This window comes from Streptomyces sp. NPDC086835 (assembly GCF_044745705.1).
Lineage (GTDB): Bacteria > Actinomycetota > Actinomycetes > Streptomycetales > Streptomycetaceae > Streptomyces.
Window position 1 is genome coordinate 11,965 of sequence record NZ_JBIVAU010000004.1, and the last position, 21,016, is coordinate 32,980.

Consider the following 21,016-nt stretch of genomic DNA (forward strand, 5'->3'; position numbering starts at 1 on the left):
TTACCTGGGTGGGTTCCTTCGGACTTGCCGTGGGTTTGGCCCCGTTTGGGGGGGGGGGGGGGGGGCCGCCCGGGGGGGGGGGGGCCCCCGGGGGGGCCCCCGCCCCGCCGCGGTGCTCGCCGGGCCTCGGCCCGGTCCGGTTCAGCGGATGGCCACCATGTAGCCGAGCACTCCCAGTGCGATGGCGAGCAGTGCGATGAAGGTCACCGTCGCCACCGTGCCGCCGGCGTCACTGCTTCGGCGTTCTGTTCTTCCCCCGTTGCGGGCGTCCTGTGTGGCGGGTGTGTCCGTCACGCTCGCAGCGTTCTTCACGTGTTGCTCCTGTGGTGCTGTGTTACCGGTCCCCGCCGTGGTCGCCGGAGGGGGGTCTGACCTCAGCCTTCTGGGCTGCGTCACACAGAGTAGCCGCAACTGGTCCAGACCAGTTTCGCGGGGGTCCGGGGCGCCCCCGCGGTGGCATCTGTGCCGGTCTCTACTCAACCCTGTTGCTCACAGGCCGAGTTGCCTACGCTTCGCCGGGTGACCGAAAACGCACCCATTGCTGCTCGCATAGACACCACGCGCCCTCACACGGCGCGGATCTGGAACTACTGGACCGGTGGCAAGGACAATTATCCGGTCGACAGGGAGGTCGGCGACCAGATCCGGACACTGCATCCGGGCATCGGGGACTACGCCCTGGCCGATCGTAAGTTCCTGGGTCGCGCCGTCCGGCATCTCGCCGGAACGGCCGGAATCCGTCAGTTCCTGGACATCGGGACGGGCCTGCCGAGCGCCGACAACACCCACCAGGTGGCCCAGAGCGTCGCCCCCGACGCGCGCATCGTCTACGTGGACAACGACCCGCTCGTCCTCGTGCACGCCCGCGCCCTGCTGACCGGTACCGCGGAAGGCAGTACCGACTATCTCGACGCCAACCTGCGGGACATCGACACGATCCTGGAGCAGGCGGCCAAGACGCTCGACTTCTCCGAGCCCGTCGCGCTGATGCTGCTCGGTGTAGTGATCTTCATCGAGGACGACGAGGAGTCCTACGGGGTGGTGCGCCGGCTCATGGACGCGCTGCCTTCCGGGAGCCACCTCGCGCTGTCGCACACGATCACCAGCCCCTCGATGCCGGACGTGGACGCGGCGGTCGCCTTCTGGAACGAGCACGGCACCCCGCGTCTCACCCAGCGCACGCCGGAGCAGGTGGAGCGCTACTTCGACGGCCTGGAGCTGCTGTCTCCCGGCGTGGTCTCCTGCAACCGCTGGCGCCCGGACCCCGCCGAGCCACTCACCCCGGAAGAGGTCGCGATGTACGGGGGCGTGGGGCGCAAGCCGTAGCCGGCCCCGGCGGGGTCTGGCCGGCCGGCGGCGCGCCATGCCTGCCGGCCCCCGGCCCGACCGGCTCCGGGCGCGGCGCGAGACCGTCACCGGCCGGTCGCCGCCTCGAATCGAAGCTTCTTCCGCGGACCGGGGTGGCCGTGCGGAGCATGCGGCCAGGGGCGCCGTCATACGTACGCGACGGCGAGTTCGACCCCTTCGGTCAGGACGGGCGTTCACTCGTTCGGTAGACGTGATCACCCTCCAGGGCGGGCGGGCAGCGGCGCCGACGGGGTGAACCGGTGCGCCGGGTGAGCACCTCCACGGGAGGCGGGTGGACGCCTAGACTGACGGCGAAGCGGACTACCGGGCGCTGAGGGGTGTTTGACGGTGCGTAAGGCGTGGCTGGTCGCGGGGCTCTCGATCGGGTTCTGCCTGTGCTTCGTCGCGCTGCTCGTCGTCGGCACGTACTCGGCGGCCTCCGGGCTCCTCGGTGGCTCCAAGAACGGGGCGGTGGGGCTGGCGAAGGGGGCCGTGCCGGCGAAGTACCAGCCGCTGGTGCAGAAGTGGGGGAACCTCTGCCCGGCCATCAACCCCGCGCTGCTCGCCGCCCAGCTCTACCAGGAGAGCGGCTGGAACCCGAAGGCGCAGAGCCACGCCGCCGCTCAGGGCATCGCGCAGTTCATCCCGGGCACCTGGGCGACGCACGGGATCGACGGGGACAAGGACGGGGACCGCGACGTGTGGGACCCGGCGGACGCGATCCCGTCGGCGGCCTCGTACGACTGCGAACTGGCCGGATATGTTCGCAAGGCGCCGGGTGATCCGACCGACAACATGCTCGCCGCGTACAACGCGGGCGCCTACGCGGTGATCAAGTACGGCGGTGTGCCTCCGTACCGTGAGACGCAGAATTACGTGAAGGTCATCCGGACGCTCGAGCAGAGCTTCGCCAAGCCCGTCGGCCGGGTCGAGCCGTCGAAGCAGGCCGCCGGGGCGATCTACTTCGCGCAGCAGAAGCTGGGCACCAAGTACCTGTGGGGCGGCAACGGAACACCCGAGCAGGGTGGGCGTTTCGACTGCTCGGGCCTGACGCAGGCGGCCTACCGCACGGTGGGGATCGAGCTGCCACGGGTGGCGAACGACCAGTACAACGCCGGGCCGCACCCCTCCCGGGACGAGTTGCTGCCGGGGGATCTGGTCTTCTTCTCGGACGACCTGACCAACTCGAGGGCGATCCGGCACGTGGGGCTGTACGTCGGTGGCGGGTACATGATCAACGCCCCGTACACCGGCGCGGTGATCCGGTTCGACAAGATCGACACCCCGGACTACTTCGGCGCGACACGCGTCACCGAGGACGGCGCGCGTGCCCTGCCGACGGACCTGCCCAAGGCTCCCGAGGCATGAGCGGAAGGCAGCCGAGTGGCTGGAACACGACGGTGGGGCCAGGGCTCTGAGCTGCGACGACGTGTCACTCTTCGATAACGTCATGGTGATCGTTCGGTGGAGAGTGGAACGCGACCGCCGATCACGTCGTTCCCTGGGCAGGGAAGGCCGCACTGACCATGCAGCAGACACCGCACTGACCACGGGGGTTGATTCAGGACGGCGCACAGGCAGGTGCGCCGGCAGGCACAAGGCAAGGGGCCGCAGCAGATGGCTGGACTCGCAGCAGACGGTGTGAACCCGGACGTCGGCCTGCTCTACGACATCAACGGCCTCGCCAAGGACGCGCCCACCTGGCTCGACCGCACCATGGAGTTCGTCGGCGAGTACGGGATCATGCTCGCCCTCGTGCTGGTCGTGCTCTGGTGCTGGTGGAGCGTGCGCCGGCGCGGCAGCGCGGAGGACTCGGTCTCGGCGGCCGCCGGACTGGTCTGGGCGCCGCTCGCCGCCGGGATCGCGCTGTTGATCAACATCCCGATCCGCGGTTTCGTGGAGCGGCCGCGACCGTTCCTCTCGCATGAGGGCCTCGAGGTCCTGATCGCGGGCAAGACCGACTACTCGTTCGTCAGCGACCACGCGACGATGGCGATGGCGATCGCCGCCGGATTGTTCGTGGCACACCGCAGGTTCGGGGCCGCCGCCCTCGTCCTCGCCGTGGCAGAGGGCTTCTGCCGGGTCTACATGGGAGTGCACTATCCGACCGACGTGATCGGTGGATTCGCGCTGGGTACGGCCGTCGCCCTTCTGCTGGCGCCGCTCGCCCTGGCGCTGCTCACGCCGCTGATGTCGGCGATCGCGGGCTCTCGCCACTTCGGACGGCTCGTCCGGTCGAAGCGCGCCCGGGCCGGTTCGCTCCGGCCGGAGGCACTGGACATCACGGAGCCGAGGGCCGAGAACCACGGAGACAACGGGCTCGCGGCCTGACCTGAGCAGCCCCGCCCCGAAGCCCCGTACGAACAGCCTCGCCCGGGAAGCCGCGGCGCATGCCCGGCGTCCCGCCGGTCAGTCCTCGATGACCGGCCGGACGGGCGAGAGGAACGGATCCAGGCGGACCTGGATCTCGCCCCTGGCCATGACGCGGACACGGAAGCCGTCCTGCCCCGGCGGCTCCTCCATGTCGGCGGACCGCTCGTAGAGCAGGCCCCAGGAGGCGCCGCCGAGCCGCTCCGCCAGCGCGTCGGCGGGCACAGTGGTTCGGCCCCATGGTTTCCACACCTTCTCCATGAGGAGCGGGACAGCGCCGCAAAGGTCACCGCGAGCGGCTCGGGCTCGGGGTGGGCGGGCGGGGCGTCTACAGCGCCTGCGGAAAGTCGAAGAGGCGGTCGGGGTCGTACTGTCTCTTCAGCCGGACGAGCCGGTCGAGGGCCGGACCGTAGTAGGCGCGGCGCCAGTCGGTGAGGTTCGGATCGGCGTAGTTCTGGTACGCCGCTCCCGACGCGTAGCGCCGCATCGACGCATGAGTGTCCCGCAGCCAGGACTGCTGTGCCTTGCCGCCGGTGCCGGGCCGCCAGGCGGCGATGTACTGGGCCAGCATCCGTGAACGGCGGTGCACGAACGACGTCGCCAGTCGATCCACCCGGTTCACCGCGCCGCCCAGCGCGGTGAGGGCGATCGAACCACCGCCGCCCCCGTCGGCCGGGAGACGGGTGAAGGCCTCCGCAGCCGCGATCAGCGCGCGCAGGCCGCCGGCAGGGATGTCACGGTCGTAGAAGTCGGAGGCCGAGGCGTACGTCTCCCGGGGCAGCGCACCCTGCCGGCCGCGGCCAGGTGTGCTGCCCGGCAGCCGGCACTGTTCCTCGCTGAGGGAGAGGCAGTTCGCGTAGCCGAGCATGGCGTCCCGGTAGCCGCGGGGGCGCAGGGCGGTCGAGGAGGGGGACGAGCCGGCCGCGCCCGCGAGCCGGTCGACCGCGTTCTGCAGATCGCTCTCCGCGCCGAGCGTGAAGGCGACGACGGACAGGGTGGGCCGGGAGCCGCCGGGGCCGGCGGAGAGATGGAGTGAGGACCAGATCTCGTCCGGCTGGTCGGGGCCCCAGCGCTGCCAGGCGGCGAGCACCGGTTCCGCTTTCTGCCACGGCCAGTTGAGGTACGCGGTGACGGTGTCAGGGGTGGGGCTGGTGCGGAAACGCAGCCGTGTCACCACACCGAAGTTGCCGTTACCGGCGCCGCGCAGCGCCCAGAAGAGGTCCTTGTTCTCGTCGGCGTCGGCGGTCAGCGCTCTGCCGTCGGCGGTGACGACCGTCGCCTCGGTGAGGCTGTCGCAGGTCAGCCCGTAGGCCCGGGAGGTGACACCGTGACCGCCGCCGAGTGCGAGGCCCGAGACGCCGACCGTGGGGCAGGAACCGGCGGGGACGGTACGTCCGTGCCGGGCCAGGGTGTTGTAGACGTCGATGAGTTTGGCGCCGGCGCCCATCGAGCCGTCGGCCTCGATCCGGTTCAGCAGTGATACGTCGATGACGAGGCGTCCGTTGCCGGAGGACCAGCCGCCGTAGGAATGGCCGCCGTTGCGGATGGACACCGGCGTGCCGTGTGCCCGCGCGTAGGCGAGGCACTCCTTCACGTCCTCCTCGCCCGCCACGTAGGCGACGGCCGCCGGCTTCAGCGAGTCGAAGCGCGTGTTGTACAGCTGCCGGGCGCTCGCGTACGCCGCGTCCCCGGGCCGGATCAGCTGCCCGTCGAGGCCGCGGGCGAGGGCGGCCCAGTCCGCGGCGGCGGTCCTGGTGGCCGACGGCGCCGCAGGGGCGGGCGGGGTGGGTGCGGAGGCGGTGGTGCCCGGCGCGGTGCCGCCCCCCTTCTCCGTGCAGCCCGTAGCGGCGGCCGCGGTGAGGGCGACAGCGGTGGTCAGCAGCGCACGCCGGTCCATGGAACCTCCTGGGGAACGAGACGGCTCCCGGCGCCGGTAGGTTCCCGGGCCGACGGCCCGGTCAGGACGTGGGGGTCAGAACGTGGGACCGGGCGTCGGTACGGGCCCGGTCACGGGACCGTCTGGCCGGTCCTGACCAGCCGCACGTGCAGCGGGCGACGGCGAAGGAGCCGCGCTCGACTGTGGTGGTCGTATGCGTCGCCGGGTCACCGGCCGAGGGGTCCTGCTGGGGCACGGGTCAACGGTACTGCGGCCCCCAGGGCCGCAAAGCCCCGGGACCGGCGTGACGACGTGCCCGGGCAGTCGTTATGCGAATGGGTCGTTCCCCGGCCCCTCGGGCGGAGGGCAAGGGGGACCCGTACAAGCAGCGGTCCGGTGTTGGGGGTTGGCAGGCAATGGTGGTGCAGCACAAGCGCAGGGGCGGAGCGGTCGCCGGCCTGGCAGCCATGGCCCTGGCGGCGGCCGGGGGGTGCTCGGACCCAGGCGCTGCCGCGGAGGACGGCAACGGACCTGCCCCGGGCAGGTCCGGCGGCCCCGCGGCCGAGGTGCGCGGAGCCGCTGACGCGCTGACAGGGGCAGGGAGCTCCAAGGCGCGTACGTCGATGGAGATGGCGTCGGGCGGCACCCGGGTCACCATCCGGGGCGAGGGCGGATACGACTTCGCCCGGGGCATGGGCATGTTGAAGGTCGTACTGCCGTCGGACGCCGCCGGTGAGGACGAGCACAAGCCCATCACCGAACTGCTGACCTCCGGTGCCCTGTACATGAAGAACCGGGGCGCGGGTGTGCCCGCGGACAAGTGGGTCAGGGTGGACACGACGACCCTGGACGACGGGAACCTGGTCACGGGCGGAGCGACCGACCCGCTCACCGCCGCCGAACTGCTCCGTGGCGCGGACCAGGTGACATACGTCGGCGATGTGGAGATCTCGGGCCAGAAGGTACGGCACTTCAAGGGCGTCACCGACATCGGACGGGCGGCGCGGGTCGCGGAGTCCCATGCGAAAGCGTCACTGGCCGCGGCGGCGAAAGGGTTCGCCAGGGACGTGGTGCCGTTCGATGCCTACCTCGACGAGGCGGGCCGGCTCCGGAAGGTGCGGCACCGCTTCGCGTTCGTCAATGAGGGCCGTACGGTCGACGTCACGTCGACCACGGTCCTCTTCGACTTCGGGGCGCAGGTCGTGGTCCAGCTCCCGGACGAGAAGGACATCTACTCCGGAAAGGTCAAGGCCTGAGCGTGCCGGCCCGGCCCGTCCGCGCGGGGGAGGCCAGGGGCATCTGGGCCGGGAGAGTCAGAACCTAAATGGTCCGGACGTGCCATGCGCAGCGCGTGCACCGCTCCCTACGCTAGGAAACCGACATCGGCCGGAAGAGGTGATTGCACGTGGCCCCGCCCAGTACGACCACCGTCCAGGACGACCACGTGGCCCTCGCCGAGATCGAGCTGTGCGGCGAGCTGATGATCGCCGCGTCGGCCGCCGCGGAGGAGCGACTCAGCGCGGACCGTATCGACGAGGTCCTGATGGTGGCGGCCGAGCGGGCCGCCTGCCGGTGAGAGAGCGTCGCCGCGCTGCTGCGACCGGTCCCGGCACGGGCCGGCCCGGCCGGTGCCGCACCCGGCGGAGACCGTAAAGATCAAGCCACGCGCGGCCGCCCGGTCAGGTGCGCAGCAGACGGGCGATGGCCTTCGTCGCTTCCTCCACCTTGGCGTCCACCTCGGTGCCGCCCTTCACCGCCGCGTCCGCGACGCAGTGCCGCAGGTGCTCTTCGAGCAGCTGAAGCGCGAAGGACTGCAGGGCCTTGGTCGAAGCCGAGACCTGGGTGAGTATGTCGATGCAGTACACGTCCTCGTCGACCATCCGCTGCAACCCGCGGATCTGGCCCTCGATACGGCGCAGCCGCTTCAGGTGTTCGTCCTTCTGCTTGTGGTACCCGTGCACGCCGCGGTCGTGGTCGGTCTCGTGCTCCGTGACCGGAAGGCCGGCCGCCTCGGTGGTCGTCATCGTGTCCTCCCGTTGTCCCGAAAGGGGTGTATACCCCTCGTGGGTATATGGTAACGAATCGTGGGGAATCCGGTGGGGGTCCGTGCTGATCGCCTTGTTCTCATGGGCGACACTGGGATACTGCCGGTTAGCCGTGGCCGGATGATGCGCCTAGCATCAGCCTGACCGAATCCAAGCACCCCGAGGACCCCACGTGCGATTTCGTCTGACCCCCAGGGAGACGAGCTTCTACGACATGTTCTCCGCCTCCGCGGACAACATCGTGACCGGCTCGAAGCTCCTGATGGAACTGCTCGGGGCGGAATCCTCCGCCAGGGCCGAGATCGCGGAACGGATGCGGGCCGCCGAGCATGCCGGGGACGACGCCACCCACGCGATCTTCCACCAGCTGAACTCCTCGTTCATCACGCCGTTCGACCGCGAGGACATCTACAACCTCGCGTCGTCCCTCGACGACATCATGGACTTCATGGAGGAGGCCGTCGACCTGGTCGTCCTCTACAACGTCGAAGAGCTGCCCAAGGGCGTCGAGCAGCAGATCGAGGTCCTGGCACGGGCGGCGGAGCTGACGGCCGAGGCCATGCCGCACCTGCGGACGATGGACAACCTCACCGAGTACTGGATCGAGGTCAACCGGCTGGAGAACCAGGCGGACCAGATCCACCGCAAGCTGCTCGCCCACCTCTTCAACGGCAAGTACGACGCCATCGAGGTCCTCAAGCTGAAGCAGATCGTCGACGTGCTCGAAGAGGCCGCGGACGCGTTCGAGCACGTGGCGAACACGGTGGAGACCATCGCGGTCAAGGAGTCCTGAACCACGTGGACACCTTTGCCCTGGTCGTGACCATCGGGGTCGCGCTCTTCTTCACGTACACCAACGGTTTCCACGACTCCGCGAACGCGATCGCGACATCGGTCTCCACGAGGGCCCTGACGCCGCGCGTGGCACTGGCGATGGCCGCGGTGATGAACCTCGCGGGCGCCTTCCTCGGACAGGGCGTCGCCAAGACCGTCAGCGAAGGACTCATCGAGACGCCCGTCGGCTCGCGCGGCATGGGCATCCTGTTCGCGGCGCTGGTCGGCGCGATCGTCTGGAACCTGATCACCTGGTACTTCGGCCTGCCCTCCTCCTCCTCGCACGCGCTGTTCGGCGGCATGGTCGGAGCGGCGCTCGCCGGTGGGACCGAGGTGATCTGGACCGGGGTGCTCGAGAAGGTCGTCATCCCGATGTTCATCTCGCCGATCGTCGGTATGGCCGTCGGCTACCTGGTGATGGTCGGCATCCTGTGGATGTTCCGCAACGCCAACCCGCACAAGGCCAAGCGCGGCTTCCGGATCGCGCAGACGGTGTCCGCGGCGGGCATGGCGCTCGGCCACGGTCTTCAGGACGCGCAGAAGACGATGGGCATCGTCGTGATGGCCCTCGTCATCGCCGACGTCGAGAACCAGGGCGACCCGATCCCCGCCTGGGTCAAGATCGCCTGTGCGCTGATGCTGTCGCTCGGTACGTACGCCGGTGGCTGGCGCATCATGCGGACGCTCGGGCGCAAGATCATCGAGCTGGACCCGCCGCAGGGCTTCGCGGCGGAGACCACGGGTGCGTCGATCATGTTCGGCTCGGCGTTCCTGTTCCACGCGCCGATCTCCACGACGCACGTGATCACCTCGGCGATCATGGGCGTCGGGGCGACGAAGCGGGTGAACGCGGTGCGGTGGGGTGTCGCGAAGAACATCATCCTGGGCTGGTTCATCACGATGCCGGCGGCGGCGATGGTGGCGGCGGTCAGCTATGGCGTGGTGTACCTGATCTTCGGCTGACGGCGGGCGGTTGCCCGCTGCGGGCCGTTTCCCCTCCCCTCCCCCTACGGCCTGGCGGCCGTGGGGCCCCCACTTCCCGCTGTATCGATGTGCGGCTTGCCCGAGCGGCTCCGCCCGGACCTGCCATCGCCCTCCGTGCTGGGGGCTCCGCCCGGGCCCGTCACCGCGCTCCGTGCTGGGTGCTGCCCTCTGCCATCGCGCTCCGCGCTGTGCTTCGGGGGCTCTGCCCCCGGGCCCGGGCCCACGCCCCTCGATCGCCGGCGAGGCTGGAAAGGCTCCCCCCGGCGGAGCCTCGAGCCGCCGGCCAGCGGGGCCCGGAAGTGCCGGCACGGCCGGGTGTCTCCGCCGACGAGCTGAAGTGCCGCGCGGCGGCATTTCCAGCCCGCCTGGGGGGCACCTCCCGCGGGGCCGCCAGGCCGTAGGGGAGTTTGAGGGCACGGCCGAAGGCCCTACGGGGTCCGGGGCTTGCCCCGGTTTCGGGAAGGGGCGGGGAGGGGACAAGCCCGCCGCAGGCGCCGCCCTGCCACCCGCACCCGCACCCGCACCCGCACCCGGACGGGGCCCACCCGCGACCCGCACCCGCACCCCCGGACGGGGCGCACCCCCACCCGTCCGGACGGGGCCCGCCCACCCCCACCCGCACGCGGACCCGGGGGTGAACCCGAACCCGGGGCCACCCGCACACGGCAGGCCGGGCCCAGGCGCCGCGTGGCGGAGAGGTGGACCGGCCGGGGGGCAGGTGTTGTCGGAGGAAGTGGTTGGGCCCGCCCCCTGGGAGAGGGGCGGGCCCTTCGTCTTGGGGTGGCACCGCCATGCAGCACCCCAGGACGTCTGCTCCCCGGCGGTCCGGGGCGTCTGTCAGCCGAAGCGGCCCGAGATGTAGTCCTCGGTCGCCTGGACGGACGGGTTGGCGAAGATCCGCTCGGTGTCGTCGATCTCGATCAGCTTGCCGGGCTGGCCGACCGCCGAGAGGTTGAAGAACGCCGTGCGGTCGGAGACGCGCGCCGCCTGCTGCATGTTGTGCGTCACGATGACGATCGTGAAGCGCTCCTTCAGCTCGCCGATCAGGTCCTCGATCGCGAGTGTCGAGATCGGGTCGAGCGCCGAGCACGGCTCGTCCATCAGCAGCACGTCCGGCTCGACCGCGATCGCACGGGCGATGCACAGGCGCTGCTGCTGGCCGCCGGAGAGGCCGGAGCCGGGCTTGTTGAGCCGGTCCTTGACCTCGTTCCAGAGGTTCGCGCCCTTGAGGGAGCGCTCGACGATCTCCGCCAGCTGGTTCTTCTTGTAGGTGCCGTTCAGCCGAAGGCCCGCCGCGACGTTGTCGAAGATCGACATCGTGGGGAAGGGGTTGGGCCGCTGGAAGACCATGCCGACCGTGCGGCGCACGGCGACCGGGTCGACGTCCTTGGCGTACAGGTTCTCGTCGTCCAGCAGCACCTTGCCCTCGACGCGGCCACCGGGAGTGACCTCGTGCATGCGGTTCAGGGTGCGCAGGAACGTGGACTTTCCGCAGCCGGACGGGCCGATGAAGGCGGTCACGGAGCGGGGCTCCACGGTCATGGAGATGTCGTCGATCGCCTTGTGGGAGCCGTAGTAGGCGGTCAGGCCCGATACGTCGATTCGCTTGGCCATGGTGGTTCTACTTTCCGGTCTTCGGGGCCTTCCAGCGGGCGATGCCGCGGGCCACCAGGTTGAGGATCATGACGAAGGCGATCAGAACCAGGGCGGCGCCCCAGGCGCGCGCGATCGAGGCGTCGGTGCCGACGGCGTACTGCTCGTACACGTACAGCGGCAGGGAGGACTGGGCGCCTTCGAAGGGGTTCGGGTTGATCAGCTTCGTGCCGAAAACGAGGAGCAGTACCGGAGCGGTCTCACCGGTGATACGCGCGACGGCGAGCATCACGCCGGTGGTGATGCCACCGATCGCGGTGGGCAGGACCACCTTCAGGATGGTCCGCCACTTCGGTACGCCCAGGGCGAGTGAGGCCTCGCGCAGCTCGTTCGGGACCAGCTTCAGCATTTCCTCGGTGGAGCGGACGACCACCGGCATCATCAGGATGGCGAGGGCGAGACCGCCGGCGAAACCGGAGGGGCCGAAGCCGAGCATCAGGTTCCAGGTGGCGAGGACGAACAGGCCCGCGACGATGGACGGGATGCCGGTCATGACGTCGACGAAGAAGGTGACGGCCTTGGCCAGCTTCCCGCGCCCGTACTCGACGAGGTAGATCGCGGTGAGCAGGCCGATCGGGGCGGCGATGACCGCGGCGATGAGGACCTGCTCGATGGTGCCGAGCAGTGCGTGGTAGATGCCGCCGCCGGGCTCGGCGTCGAGGACGCCGTTCATGGAGTGGCCGAGGAAGTAGCCGTCGACCACCTCCATGCCCTTGGTGATCGTGACCCAGGCCAGCGAGAACAGCGGCACGACGGCGAGCACGAAGCACACCCAGACGAGGCTGGTGGCGACGCGGTCCTTGGCCTGGCGGGAGTTCTCGACCTTCGTGGTGATCACGTAGGTGGCGAGGACGAAGACGAGGGCGGCGATCATGCCCCACTGGACACGGCTCTGCCAGCCGGCCGCCAGGCCGATGCCGCAGCCTGCGGCGATCGAGCCGGCCGCGACGGCTGCCGGGGCCCAGCGCGGGAGGCGGGCGTGGGAGAGCGGACCGCTGCGTACGGTGGCCACCGGACGAGTTTCCTGGACGAGCTGGCTCATGCGTTGGCCCCCGAGTACTCCTTGCGGCGGGCGATGATCGCGCGGGCCGCTCCGTTGACCACCAGGGTGATCACGAACAGGACGAGGCCGGAGGCGATCAGGGCGTCGCGGCCGAATTCGTCCGCCTCGTTGAACTTCGCGGCGATGTTCTGGGCGAAGGTGCCGCCGCCCGGGTCGAGCAGGTGCCCGGAGATGATGAAGCTCGGCGACAGGACGACGGCGACGGCCATCGTCTCGCCGAGGGCGCGGCCGAGGCCGAGCATGGAGGCGCTGATGATGCCGGAGCGGCCGAAGGGCAGCACCGACATCCGGATGACCTCCCAGCGGGTGGCGCCGAGCGCCAGGGCGGCCTCTTCGTGCATCTTCGGCACCTGGAGGAAGACCTCGCGGGTGACGTTGGTGATGATCGGCAGGATCATGATCGCGAGCAGGATGCCCACGGTGAACAGGTTGCGGGCGACGCCGTCGCCGGTCTTCTCGAAGATGTACGTCCAGCCGAGGTACTCGTTGAGCCAGCTGTTCAGGCCGTCGAGGTAGGGGACCAGGAAGATGGCGCCCCAGAGGCCGTAGATGATGCTGGGCACGGCGGCGAGCAGGTCGACGACGTACGCGAGGGGCGTGGCGATCTTCCGCGGCGCGTAGTGCGAGATGAACAGCGCGATGCCGATGGCGACCGGCACGGCGATGACCATCGCGATGACCGAGCTGACGACGGTGCCGAAGGCGAGTACGGCGATGCCGAAGACCGGCGGGTCACCGGCAGGGTTCCACTCGGACGTGGTCAGGAAGTTGGCGTCGTCCTTCGAGATGGCGATGCCCGCGCGGTACGCGAGGAATCCCGCGATCGCGGCCATGACGACCAGGAGGAAGATGCCTGCTCCCCGGGACATGCCCAGGAATATGCGGTCACCGGGGCGGGGCTTGCCGCGGGTGGTGCCCGTCTGTTGCGGGGCACGGGGCGGTGGGGCTGATGTGGTGGTTGCTGTATCCATCGGGGTCTCCGGTCTGCGGAGCCGGCGGGCTCCAGGCGGCGGTGCACCGGATGCCGGTGCCGGTCCGCCTCAGGCGGACCGGCACCGGCCGGACATCAGGACAGGGTGGGGACGATCTCGCGGACCTTGGCCGCGATCTCGGCGGGCAGCGGCGCGTAGCCGGCGTCCGCGAGGACCTTCTGGCCCTCCTCGCTCGCGGTGTAGTTGAGGAACGCCTTCAGGGTGGGCAGGGTCTCCGCCTTGTTGCCCTTGTCGCAGGCGATCTCGTACGTCACGAGGATGATCGGGTAGGCGCCCTCGGCCTTGGTCTTGTAGTCGAGGGACAGGGCGAGGTCCTTGCCGGTGCCCGTGACCTTGGCGGCGGCGATGGCCTTGGAGGCGTTCTCGCTCGTCGCCTCGACCGGGGCGGCGGCACCGGTGTCCAGCTTGACGGTGGAGATCGACTGCGAGGTCGCGTACGACAGCTCGAAGTAGCCGATCGAGCCCTGAGTCTGCTTCACCTGGGCGGCGACACCGGAGGAGCCGTTGGCGGCCTGGCCACCGGGGGCCAGCCACGACTTCGACTTGGGGTCGTGCTTCCAGTCGGCCGGGGCGGCCTCGCTGAGGTACTTGTGCAGGTTCTGCGTGGTGCCCGACTCGTCGGAGCGGTGGAAGGCCTGGATGGAGGAGCTCGGCAGCTTCGCGTCGGGGTTGAGCTTGGCGATGGCCGGGTCGTTCCACTTGGTGATCTTCGAGTCGAAGATCTTCGCGATGGTCGCGGAGTCGAGGACGAGGTTGTCCACGCCCTCGAGGTTGTAGCCGATCGCGACGGGGCCGCCGACCATCGGGAGGTTGATCCCCTGGCCGCCCTTGCAGATCTTCTTGGACTCCTCGGCCTCTTCCGGCTTCAGCGCGGAGTCGGAGCCGGCGAAGGCGACCTGGCCCTGGGTGAACTTGGTGATACCGCCACCGGAGCCGATGGGCTGGTAGTTGACCTCGACGCCGGAACAGGCGGCCTGGAAGTTCTTCACCCACAGGTCCATGGCGTTCTTCTGCGCGCTCGAGCCGGCCGCGAGGATCTGGCCCTTGGCCTCGTCGCACTTGATGTTCGACGCGGCGTTGGTCTTGTCGCCGCCGTCGGGGCCCGTGGCCGTGTTGTCGTCCGAGCCACACGCCGTGAGGACCAGGGCGCCGGAGATCGCGAGGGCGCCGAGCGCGGTGGCGCGAAGCCCGTTCTTGCGCTGAAGCTTCACTTTCTGGTGTTCCTTCCAGTTGCCGCCGTCCGTGGCGGCGTGCGTCGGGGTGGGGGGACCGGCACCGGGCCGGTCACCGTCTGAGGCCGAAATTAGGCAGATGAGATGAAGCGGCCGACTGGCGAGAGTGAACGCAAGGTGAACCGTGCCCGGCGACCCGGTGCCCGTTCGAATGTCCGCTCGTTTGCCGGCCCGAGGCACACGGGGTGCTCCCATACGCTCACGCTGTGTGCAAAGCCTGGAGAAGGGCGTCGACCAGTGCGCGGTCGCGTGGCTGGGTGAGCCGGGTCCGCGCCGCGGCGGGCGGCAGCCACACGATGCGGTCGACCTCGTCGCCGGCGGCGAAGGAACCGCTGGTCGCCTCGGCGGCCCAGTAGGAGACCTGCTTGGGCCGGCCGTTCGCGAGATAACGGACGGTGGGGAGACGGGCGCCGGGGACGCAGCGGTGGCCGGTCTCCTCGAGCACCTCGCGCAGGGCCGCGGCGAGGGTGTCCTCGCCGTGCTTGAGCTTGCCTTTCGGGTGGGACCAGTCGTCGTACTTGGGCCGGTGCACCAGGCAGATCTCGATACCGCCGTCCCGGTGCGGGGAGCGGCGCCAGAGCACGCACCCCGCGGCGAGAACGGTGGCCCCGCCGTTCATGGCGCCGTGACCGCCGTGGTCGCGTGCCGCCATTCCTGCTGGAAGGCGAACCTGGCCGCCTCGACCTCGTGCCGCTGGTCGGCGTGGAGCACGCCGAGGGCGTACGCGGTGGCCGGGGCGATGCGCGGCGTGCGGGCCGCGGTGGCCGCCGCGGCTGCCGCTTCCGCCGCGTCGCGGTGCCGGTCGAGCAGGATGCCCGCGTGGCACAGGACGGGGTCGGTGCCGGGGTGCAGCACCTCCTGCGCGTAGCGGTGCAGCCGCAGCAGTCTGCGGACCTCGTGCCAGGGGGCGTCCTGCGCCTCACCGGCGGACGCCGCGGCGAGGCCGCTGAACAGCGCCTCCGCGTTGTACGGGTGGGCCGCCCTGCGCAGCGGCAGTTCGGCGACCGCCGCGAGCAGCCGTCGCTCGGCGGCCTGGGCGGGCAGCGCCAGGGTCTCGGTGGCCGGACCTGCGGCCGCGGGGCCGAGCGGGAGCTCGGAGGCCAGTAAAGCGACGGCGTCGGCGACCGCGTGGAAGCGGGAGGAGCCGAGCGCCTGGAGTGCGGCGGAGTGGGCGCGGGTGCGGGCGAGGGTGAGCTGCCGCTCCAGCAGCGCCGCGGCCCGGGCGGCCCCTACGGCGAGCGCGCCGTTGCCGGAGGGGGAGCCGGCCGTACGTCCGGCGCGGTCCGCCGCCGTTGTGGTCACCGTGGCCCGGACGCCGCGGGAGGCCGGACCTTCGCCCGCCGCCGGCGTCCCGTGGTCCGTGCTGTGGCCGTCCTCGAGCGCGGCCGGTGCCGTGTCACCCGTGCCGTGCCCGCCGGCGAGGGCGGTCGCTGCCCCGTTGCCCGCGGCATGACCGTCCGCGTCGTGGGTGTCCACGGCGCCCGTCCGGCCGTGCGCAGCAGCCGGGGCGGAGCCGGCCGGGTGGGGACGGGACTCGGCCCCGAGCGACCCGTTGTGTGCCGCGGAGCCGTACAGCGGCAGGCTCTCGCCGCGGGCCGGCGGCAGCGGGGCCGTGCCCGACAGGCGGGACAGGGCGTCCAGCAGGCGGGACAGGCGTGAGGTGCACGCGTGCTCCTGGGCCAGGGTCGTGGACAGCCACGCCAGCTCCGTGCGCAGGCCGTCCGCCCAGGCCGGGTCGAGCAGCGGGCGGAAGGTGTGGAGCGTCCCGCTGATGCGGCGGGAGGCGACCCGCAGCGAGCGGGCCGCGTCCGCGACCGCCGCCGTCTCCGCGCCGCTCTCGCCGTGCCGGCGCAGACTTCGCAGGAAGTCGGCGGCCTGGGCGTGGAGGTAGTGGGCCACCGCCTCGCCCGCCGTGCCCGCGAGGACGGTGTCCGGCCGGGAAGGTTCAGGGCTGTGCACGCCGGCGCCTCCGGGCGTCTATGAGCATCTCCTGTACGTGCCGCAGCGGCTGGCCTTCGGAGTCCGTCGCATGCCGGGTCCACGCGCCGTCCGGGCCGAGGTGCCAGGAGGCCGTGGTGTCGGACATGCCGGTCTCGAAGAGCCTGGTGAGGGCCGCGCGGTGGGCCGGGTCGGTGACCCGTACCAGCGCCTCGATCCGGCGATCGAGGTTCCTGTGCATCATGTCGGCGCTGCCGAACCACACTTCGGGCTCGCCGCCGTTGCCGAAGGCGAAGACCCGGGAGTGCTCCAGGAAGCGGCCGAGGATCGAGCGGACCCGGATGTTCTCCGAGAGGCCGGTCACGCCGGGGCGTATCGCGCAGATGCCGCGCACCCAGATGTCCACCGGCACGCCCGCCATCGCCGCCCGGTAGCAGGCGTCGATGATCGCCTCGTCCACCATCGAGTTGACCTTGATGCGGACGTAGGCGGGGCGTCCCGCGCGGTGGTGGACGATCTCCTTGTTGATCCGGGAGATCAGGCCGTCGCGCAGTGACTTCGGCGCGACCAGCAGCCTGCGGTACGTCTCGCGGCGCGAGTAGCCGGACAGCCGGTTGAACAGGTCGGAGAGGTCCGCGCCGACCTGCGGGTCGGCGGTCAGCAGCCCCAGGTCCTCGTAGAGCCGGGCGGTCTTCGGGTGGTAGTTGCCGGTGCCGACGTGCGAGTAGCGCCGCAGCGTCTCGCCCTCCTGGCGGACCACGAGCGACAGCTTGCAGTGGGTCTTCAGCCCGACGAGCCCGTAGACGACGTGGCAGCCGGACTCCTCGAGCTTGCGCGCCCACTTGATGTTGGCCTGCTCGTCGAAGCGGGCCTTGATCTCGACGAGGACGAGGACCTGCTTGCCGGACTCCGCGGCGTCGATCAGCGCGTCCACTATCGGGGAGTCGCCGGACGTGCGGTACAGCGTCTGCTTGATCGCGAGGACGTCCGGGTCGCCCGCGGCCTGCTCCAGGAAGGCCTGGACGGACGTCGAGAAGGAGTCGTAGGGGTGGTGCAGCAGCACGTCCCGTTCGCGCAGCGCCATGAAGATGTCGGGCGCGGACGCCGACTCGACCTCCGCCAGGTCCCGGTGGGTGCCCGCGACGAACTTGGGGAACTTCAGTTCCGGCCGGTCCAGCGCCGAGATGCCGAAGAGTCCGGTGAGGTCCAGCGGTCCGGGCAGCGGGTAGACCTCGGCGTCGGACACCTTCAGCTCGCGCACCAGAAGGTCGAGCACGTACGGGTCGATCGACTCCTCGACCTCGAGGCGCACCGGCGGGCCGAAGCGGCGCCGCATGAGCTCCTTCTCCAGCGCCTGGAGGAGGTTCTCCGCGTCGTCCTCCTCGACCTCCAGGTCCTCGTTCCGGGTGACACGGAACATGTGGTGGGCGAGGACCTCCATCCCCGGGAACAGCTCCTCGAGGTGCGCCGCGATGACGTCCTCCAGGGGTACGTACCGCTGGGGCGAGGCCTCGAGGAAGCGGGACAGCAGCGGCGGGACCTTGACCCGGGCGAAGTGGCGGTGCCCGCTGACGGGGTTGCGCACCACGACGGCGAGGTTGAGGGAGAGGCCGGAGATGTACGGGAAGGGGTGCGCGGGGTCCACGGCCAGCGGGGTCAGGACCGGGAAGATCTGCTGCCGGAAGAGCGTGAAGAGGCGGGCCTGCTCCTTCTCCGTCAGGTCGGGCCAGCGGATCAGGTGGATGCCCTCGTCGGCCAGGGCGGGGGCCACGTCCTGCTGGTAGCAGGCGGCGTGCCGGGCCATGAGTTCGCGCGAGCGGGTCCAGATCAGGTCGAGGACCTCGCGCGGCTGGAGGCCCGAGGCCGAACGCGTGGCGACACCCGTCGCGATCCGGCGCTTCAGGCCGGCGACGCGGACCATGAAGAACTCGTCCAGGTTGGACGCGAAGATCGCGAGGAAGTTGGCGCGCTCGAGCAGCGGTGTGGCCGGGTCCTCCGCGAGCTCGAGGACCCGCTCGTTGAACGCGAGCCAGCTGCGCTCGCGGTCGAGGAACCGCCCTTGGGGCAGCTCGGTGCCGAGCGTCGACTCCGGGTCCTCCTGGTACGAGTCGAGGTCGGCGTCGAGGTCGGGCTCGAGATCGGAGACCGTGGCGGCGACGGTGTGGGGCCGGTGCGCGGCTATGGACGCGACGGACGGCTGGGGGTGCTGGACCGGGACCTCGGCGGGCTGCTGGCTCATGGCCCCATTGTTCCGCGCGAGAGGCTTCGGCGGCGCGTCGGAGAGGGCCGGGGCGAGACGTTTTCTCCCGGTGGGGGAGGCGGGCACAGCGGGCTGCATTGGGTGAGGGTCGCAAGGGCGTCTGAATGCCCGGTAACAAGGACATGACGTGAGGGAAAGCGCAGTACGGCCCCCGGGGGTCGCTCCCCGGGGGCCGTTCGCCTCGCGGGCGGGTCAGGCGTGGCGGCGGCGGAAGACCCGGAAGGCCGCGTACGCCACGGCGGCGGCGACGGCGAGGACGATGCCGGTCTCGACGAGCTGGAGCGGCCACAGGTGCGAGTCGGGATGGTACTCCCGCCACCTGCCGACGACGTCGTGCTCGGCGTGGCACGCGGTGGGCTGCGGCGTGAAGCACACGCTGTCGGGGAGCCGTTCCCCGGACGCGGTCAGCAGACCGCTGTCCAGGACGAACTCACCGGCCGAGAACTGCACCGAGTCCGGGTCGCGCCCCGTGGCGACGGCGGGTGCCCACAGCCGCGTCCACAGCGCGGACATGACGATCATGACGGTCCCGGTCGCGAGGCCCGCGACGGACATCGCGACCAGGGTGCGGCGAACCAGCAGGCCGGCGAGGGCGCCGACGGCGACGGCGAGGAGACCGTGGGCGAGCAGGGTCGGTCCGGAGGCGAGGAACACCTGCCGCTCGTGCCAGTTCAGCCGGTGGTCCCAGCTCACCGGGCCCGACAGGATCCGGAAGAGGACGGTCAGGCCCACGGTGGTGACGGCGACGGCCGCCGCGGGTACCGCGACCTTCGCGGCGAGCCAGCGGACGGGGGGCACCACTGCGACCAGGCCAGCTTGTAGGTGCCGCTCTCCAGCTCCCGGCCGATCATCGGTCCCGCCACGAGGGCGGCGACGAGCAGCGGCAGCAGCAGGGCGGCGTTCGCGAGGAAGTCGGCGACGGCGGAGAGCCCGCCCTGGTAGGCGAAGCGTGTGAAGAGGCCGCCGCCGGTGTCGTCGTACGAGCTCGTTCCGTACGCGATCCGCAGCCCGGCCGTGACCGCCGTCGCGACGGCCAGCAGTACGGCCGCGGTGGTCAGGATGCGGCGGTGCTGGTGGACGACGACCCAGGTGATGCCCCGCAGCCGTGGGCGGGACGTGGTGAGCGTGCTCATGCGACCGCCACCTCCGCGCTCGGGGTGAGCAGCGCCGGGGCGTCGGGGCTGCGCAGATGCGCCATGAGCAGTTCCTCCAGGGACGGCCTCGCGGCCTGCCAGCCGCCGCCGACCGCGCGGGACCCCCGTACCAGCGCGGTCAGCTGACGGCCCGTCGTGCGTGATTCGACGACGGTGTGGTCGGGCAGGTCGGCGACCGGCCCGGTGAGCAGGGTGTGGGCGGCGAGCAGGTCCTCCGTCTCGCCGGCGAGGCGCACCCGGCCGCCGTCGACGAGGAGCACGTAGTCGCAGGTGGTCTCCAGCTCGGACAGGATGTGCGAGGAGATCACGATGGTGGTGCCGTGGTCGGCGGCCTCCGTCATCAGCGCGGCCATCAGCCGGTGCCGTGCCAGCGGGTCGAGATCGGCCATCGGCTCGTCCAGCAGCATCAGTTCGGGGCGTTTGCCGAGCGCGAGGGCGAGGGCGACGCGGGTACGCTGGCCGCCGGAGAGGCTACGGATCCGGGCGCGGGGGTCGAGTCCGCCGCCCTCCTCGACGATCCGTTCCGCGACGGTCGCGTCCCACCGGCCGGGGTTGAGCTCGTGCCCCGTCCGCAGCGTCTCGCCGACCGTCAACTGCGGGTACAGCGGCTTGTCCTGGGCGACGTACGCAAGGCGTGCGCGTACGTCGGAGGGTGCGCCGCCGAGGACGCGCAGCGCCCCGTCGGTCGGCCGGAGCAGACCCGCCGCGAGGGCGAGCAGTGTGGACTTGCCGGCGCCGTTGGGGCCGGCGAGGGCGCAGACGCGGCCGGCCGGTATCCGGAACGAGCAGTCGTGCAGGGCCGAGCGGCCCCGCTTCCCGTAGGCCAGGCCGAGGCCCGTCGCCTCGATCGCGGTCGCCGTCATGCGCCGTCCCCCTTGTGGTCGTCCTGTGTGCGCTCCTCCAGCACGGAGGTGAACAGCGCGGTGATGTCGTCCTGCTCGAGCCCGGCGTCGCGCGCCCGGTCGACCCAGTCGGCGAGTTCGGCCCGCAGCGGGGTGTCGGCGGCCTGGCCGCCGAGGGTGCGGGTGATGAACGTGCCGAGCCCCCGGCGGGCCTCGACGAGCCCTTCGCGCTCCAGCTCGCGGTACGCCTTGAGCACGGTGTTCGGGTTGATCGCGGTGGCCTCGACGACCTCGCGGGCCGTCGGCAGCCGGTCACCGGGCTCCAGCAGTCCGAGCCGCAGGGCCTGTTTGGTCTGCTGGACGATCTGGAGGTACGTGGCGATCCCGCTGCGCCGGTCGATCCGGAACTCGACCATGTCGCCGCAT

At 71.0% G+C, this 21,016-nt stretch carries 22 protein-coding genes; 7 read left to right on the forward strand and 15 right to left on the reverse strand.

The window, feature by feature from the left end; all coding sequences use genetic code 11:
* Positions 1 to 141 precede the first annotated feature (141 nt).
* Positions 142 to 312 carry a hypothetical protein gene (locus ACIPJI_RS15145; protein WP_307707218.1) on the reverse strand — a complete coding sequence of 57 codons (171 nt, stop codon included), beginning with the start codon at positions 310 to 312 and terminating at the stop codon, positions 142 to 144.
* A gap of 207 nt (positions 313 to 519) precedes the next feature.
* Between ACIPJI_RS15145 and ACIPJI_RS15150 the strand changes: the two genes are divergently transcribed.
* The 3 genes from ACIPJI_RS15150 (at position 520) to ACIPJI_RS15160 (ending at position 3,678) form a co-directional block, all read left to right on the forward strand.
* Entirely contained in the window at positions 520 to 1,326 is an 807-nt protein-coding gene (locus tag ACIPJI_RS15150) for an SAM-dependent methyltransferase (protein WP_402246634.1), read from the forward strand.
* A gap of 369 nt (positions 1,327 to 1,695) precedes the next feature.
* Positions 1,696 to 2,715 carry a bifunctional lytic transglycosylase/C40 family peptidase gene (locus ACIPJI_RS15155; RefSeq protein WP_307710408.1) on the forward strand — a complete coding sequence of 340 codons (1,020 nt, stop codon included), beginning with the start codon at positions 1,696 to 1,698 and terminating at the stop codon, positions 2,713 to 2,715.
* Between the two features lie 249 nt (positions 2,716 to 2,964).
* Positions 2,965 to 3,678, forward strand: coding sequence for a phosphatase PAP2 family protein (locus ACIPJI_RS15160; protein WP_356618988.1), 714 nt, complete (start codon positions 2,965 to 2,967; stop codon positions 3,676 to 3,678).
* A gap of 78 nt (positions 3,679 to 3,756) precedes the next feature.
* On the opposite strand, the gene ACIPJI_RS15165 is transcribed toward ACIPJI_RS15160, so the two are convergent.
* Together ACIPJI_RS15165 and ACIPJI_RS15170 are read right to left on the reverse strand one after the other, a co-directional pair.
* Positions 3,757 to 3,942 carry an Imm7 family immunity protein gene (locus ACIPJI_RS15165; RefSeq protein WP_402246636.1) on the reverse strand — a complete coding sequence of 62 codons (186 nt, stop codon included), beginning with the start codon at positions 3,940 to 3,942 and terminating at the stop codon, positions 3,757 to 3,759.
* A 103-nt stretch (positions 3,943 to 4,045) separates the two neighbouring features.
* On the reverse strand, positions 4,046 to 5,614 hold the full coding sequence (locus ACIPJI_RS15170) for an FAD-binding oxidoreductase (RefSeq protein WP_402246638.1): 1,569 nt from the start codon (positions 5,612 to 5,614) through the stop codon (positions 4,046 to 4,048).
* A 395-nt stretch (positions 5,615 to 6,009) separates the two neighbouring features.
* Here ACIPJI_RS15170 and ACIPJI_RS15175 point away from each other — a divergent pair, with 395 nt between their 5' ends.
* Complete coding sequence (locus ACIPJI_RS15175; protein ID WP_356618982.1) at positions 6,010 to 6,849, forward strand: hypothetical protein; 840 nt, start codon at positions 6,010 to 6,012, stop codon at positions 6,847 to 6,849.
* A 149-nt stretch (positions 6,850 to 6,998) separates the two neighbouring features.
* Entirely contained in the window at positions 6,999 to 7,169 is a 171-nt protein-coding gene (locus ACIPJI_RS15180) for a hypothetical protein (protein ID WP_167306773.1), read from the forward strand.
* 103 nt (positions 7,170 to 7,272) lie between these two features.
* Here the strand turns inward: ACIPJI_RS15180 and ACIPJI_RS15185 are convergent, their stop codons facing one another.
* Positions 7,273 to 7,617, reverse strand: a complete 345-nt coding sequence (locus ACIPJI_RS15185) for a metal-sensitive transcriptional regulator (RefSeq protein ID WP_307707210.1) — start codon at positions 7,615 to 7,617, stop codon at positions 7,273 to 7,275.
* Between the two features lie 193 nt (positions 7,618 to 7,810).
* On the opposite strand from ACIPJI_RS15185, the gene ACIPJI_RS15190 reads away from it, so the two are divergent.
* A complete protein-coding gene (locus ACIPJI_RS15190; protein ID WP_005315481.1) occupies positions 7,811 to 8,431 on the forward strand; it encodes a DUF47 domain-containing protein in 621 nt (206 codons plus the stop codon).
* 5 nt (positions 8,432 to 8,436) lie between these two features.
* Positions 8,437 to 9,435 (forward strand): inorganic phosphate transporter, encoded by a 999-nt coding sequence (locus ACIPJI_RS15195; protein ID WP_307707208.1) that lies wholly within the window; start codon positions 8,437 to 8,439, stop codon positions 9,433 to 9,435.
* Between the two features lie 858 nt (positions 9,436 to 10,293).
* Here the strand turns inward: ACIPJI_RS15195 and pstB are convergent.
* The 11 genes from pstB to ACIPJI_RS15250 all read right to left on the reverse strand — a co-directional run bounded on the left by pstB (position 10,294) and on the right by ACIPJI_RS15250 (position 21,006).
* Positions 10,294 to 11,070, reverse strand: a complete 777-nt coding sequence (gene pstB / locus ACIPJI_RS15200) for a phosphate ABC transporter ATP-binding protein PstB (RefSeq protein WP_005315486.1) — start codon at positions 11,068 to 11,070, stop codon at positions 10,294 to 10,296.
* A 7-nt stretch (positions 11,071 to 11,077) separates the two neighbouring features.
* Complete coding sequence (pstA, locus tag ACIPJI_RS15205; protein ID WP_402246641.1) at positions 11,078 to 12,151, reverse strand: phosphate ABC transporter permease PstA; 1,074 nt, start codon at positions 12,149 to 12,151, stop codon at positions 11,078 to 11,080.
* Positions 12,148 to 13,143 carry a phosphate ABC transporter permease subunit PstC gene (gene pstC, locus ACIPJI_RS15210; protein ID WP_402246643.1) on the reverse strand — a complete coding sequence of 332 codons (996 nt, stop codon included), beginning with the start codon at positions 13,141 to 13,143 and terminating at the stop codon, positions 12,148 to 12,150. The genes pstA and pstC overlap by 4 nt, the downstream gene beginning before the upstream one ends.
* Positions 13,144 to 13,238: 95 nt before the next feature.
* Complete coding sequence (pstS, locus tag ACIPJI_RS15215) at positions 13,239 to 14,375, reverse strand: phosphate ABC transporter substrate-binding protein PstS (RefSeq protein ID WP_356618975.1); 1,137 nt, start codon at positions 14,373 to 14,375, stop codon at positions 13,239 to 13,241.
* Between the two features lie 220 nt (positions 14,376 to 14,595).
* Positions 14,596 to 15,048, reverse strand: coding sequence for an NUDIX hydrolase (locus tag ACIPJI_RS15220; RefSeq protein ID WP_373465300.1), 453 nt, complete (start codon positions 15,046 to 15,048; stop codon positions 14,596 to 14,598).
* On the reverse strand, positions 15,012 to 16,355 hold the full coding sequence (locus tag ACIPJI_RS15225; protein ID WP_356618973.1) for a CHAD domain-containing protein: 1,344 nt from the start codon (positions 16,353 to 16,355) through the stop codon (positions 15,012 to 15,014). Before ACIPJI_RS15225 ends, ACIPJI_RS15220 begins: the two co-directional genes overlap by 37 nt.
* Positions 16,342 to 18,573 carry an RNA degradosome polyphosphate kinase gene (locus tag ACIPJI_RS15230; RefSeq protein ID WP_356618972.1) on the reverse strand — a complete coding sequence of 744 codons (2,232 nt, stop codon included), beginning with the start codon at positions 18,571 to 18,573 and terminating at the stop codon, positions 16,342 to 16,344. The genes ACIPJI_RS15225 and ACIPJI_RS15230 overlap by 14 nt, the downstream gene beginning before the upstream one ends.
* A 213-nt stretch (positions 18,574 to 18,786) precedes the next feature.
* Complete coding sequence (locus tag ACIPJI_RS15235) at positions 18,787 to 19,395, reverse strand: hypothetical protein (protein WP_402246646.1); 609 nt, start codon at positions 19,393 to 19,395, stop codon at positions 18,787 to 18,789.
* A complete protein-coding gene (locus ACIPJI_RS15240) occupies positions 19,317 to 19,727 on the reverse strand; it encodes a hypothetical protein (RefSeq protein WP_402246648.1) in 411 nt (136 codons plus the stop codon). The genes ACIPJI_RS15235 and ACIPJI_RS15240 overlap by 79 nt, the downstream gene beginning before the upstream one ends.
* On the reverse strand, positions 19,724 to 20,611 hold the full coding sequence (locus ACIPJI_RS15245) for an ABC transporter ATP-binding protein (RefSeq protein ID WP_402246650.1): 888 nt from the start codon (positions 20,609 to 20,611) through the stop codon (positions 19,724 to 19,726). Before ACIPJI_RS15245 ends, ACIPJI_RS15240 begins: the two co-directional genes overlap by 4 nt.
* Positions 20,608 to 21,006 (reverse strand): GntR family transcriptional regulator, encoded by a 399-nt coding sequence (locus ACIPJI_RS15250; protein ID WP_307707200.1) that lies wholly within the window; start codon positions 21,004 to 21,006, stop codon positions 20,608 to 20,610. The genes ACIPJI_RS15245 and ACIPJI_RS15250 overlap by 4 nt, the downstream gene beginning before the upstream one ends.
* Between the last annotated feature and the right edge of the window lie 10 nt (positions 21,007 to 21,016).

What these genes read in the sequence shown, in the direction of transcription:
- ACIPJI_RS15160 (WP_356618988.1), top strand. Translation starts at nt 2,965, where the DNA reads ATGGCTGGACTCGCAGCAGACGGTGTGAACCCGGACGTCGGCCTGCTC.
- ACIPJI_RS15170 (WP_402246638.1), bottom strand. Translation starts at nt 5,614, where the DNA reads ATGGACCGGCGTGCGCTGCTGACCACCGCTGTCGCCCTCACCGCGGCC.
- ACIPJI_RS15175 (WP_356618982.1), top strand. Translation starts at nt 6,010, where the DNA reads ATGGTGGTGCAGCACAAGCGCAGGGGCGGAGCGGTCGCCGGCCTGGCA.
- ACIPJI_RS15185 (WP_307707210.1), bottom strand. Translation starts at nt 7,617, where the DNA reads ATGACGACCACCGAGGCGGCCGGCCTTCCGGTCACGGAGCACGAGACC.
- pstB (WP_005315486.1), bottom strand. Translation starts at nt 11,070, where the DNA reads ATGGCCAAGCGAATCGACGTATCGGGCCTGACCGCCTACTACGGCTCC.
- pstA (WP_402246641.1), bottom strand. Translation starts at nt 12,151, where the DNA reads ATGAGCCAGCTCGTCCAGGAAACTCGTCCGGTGGCCACCGTACGCAGC.
- pstC (WP_402246643.1), bottom strand. Translation starts at nt 13,143, where the DNA reads ATGGATACAGCAACCACCACATCAGCCCCACCGCCCCGTGCCCCGCAA.
- ACIPJI_RS15220 (WP_373465300.1), bottom strand. Translation starts at nt 15,048, where the DNA reads ATGGCGGCACGCGACCACGGCGGTCACGGCGCCATGAACGGCGGGGCC.
- ACIPJI_RS15230 (WP_356618972.1), bottom strand. Translation starts at nt 18,573, where the DNA reads ATGAGCCAGCAGCCCGCCGAGGTCCCGGTCCAGCACCCCCAGCCGTCC.
- ACIPJI_RS15240 (WP_402246648.1), bottom strand. Translation starts at nt 19,727, where the DNA reads ATGAGCACGCTCACCACGTCCCGCCCACGGCTGCGGGGCATCACCTGG.
- ACIPJI_RS15245 (WP_402246650.1), bottom strand. Translation starts at nt 20,611, where the DNA reads ATGACGGCGACCGCGATCGAGGCGACGGGCCTCGGCCTGGCCTACGGG.
- ACIPJI_RS15250 (WP_307707200.1), bottom strand. Translation starts at nt 21,006, where the DNA reads ATGGTCGAGTTCCGGATCGACCGGCGCAGCGGGATCGCCACGTACCTC.